The sequence below is a fragment of the Oleiphilus sp. HI0067 genome, assembly GCF_001635735.1.
Window position 1 is genome coordinate 1 of the sequence record NZ_LWFI01000458.1, and the last position, 821, is coordinate 821.

Here is an 821-nt window from a genome sequence, read left to right on the forward strand (position 1 = left end):
ACTGCGGATTGTCCTAGTGTAGATCAGCCGCAACCGATAGATAAAGCGAACAAAACCGTTCCCTGTAATTCCATGACGCAAGCTCCCACGCACACACAACAATTTGCGACTAATCCTGAACGCGTTGTCGATCAGAAGCTTGTTGCGCGTGCTCAAAACGGAGACAAAGCATCGTTTGACCTACTTGTGTTGAAGTATCAGGGCCGAGTCGGTGCGATTATTTCTCGATATGTGTCTGATCACCATGAAATATCTGATGTTGCGCAAGAGACGTTTATCAAGGCGTATCGTGGCATTAAAAACTTCAGATCAGACAGTGCCTTCTATACATGGCTGTTTCGGATAGCCGTGAATTGTGCCAAAAACTATCTTGCGTCTAAGGGGCGCAAGACGCCATCGGTTGATGTTGATATTGACGATGCTGAGGTCAAAGGTAATCACGCAAGCTTACAAGATATTTCGAACCCAGCAGATCAGTTGAATCGAGATCAGTTGGAGGCTCTGGTACTCCGCACGATTAAAAATCTTCCTGAAGAGTTAGGTGTTGCCTTAACGCTGCGTGAGTTTGAAGGTTTGAGTTACGAAGAAATTGCAAATGTGATGGGCTGCCCTGTAGGCACAGTCCGTTCTCGAATATTCCGTGCGCGTGAAGCAATCGATAAAGCGATGCAGAAGGCGCAGGGAGAATTAGCTTAATATGACTAAGCTAAATAGTTATATTTTGATTCTTAGGAGAGTGTAAGTGGACGATAAATACGCGAATCGCTTTCAGCCCTAATGGATGATGAAGCGAATGAAATTGAAGTTCAGCGTGTGTTAAG

1 protein-coding gene is annotated in these 821 nt (G+C 45.1%); it reads left to right on the forward strand.

All coding sequences use genetic code 11. The annotated features are described in order from the left end of the window. Window positions 1-72 precede the first annotated feature (72 nt). Entirely contained in the window at window positions 73-696 is a 624-nt protein-coding gene (gene rpoE / locus A3739_RS05625; RefSeq protein ID WP_068500617.1) for an RNA polymerase sigma factor RpoE, read from the forward strand. Window positions 697-821 lie beyond the last annotated feature (125 nt).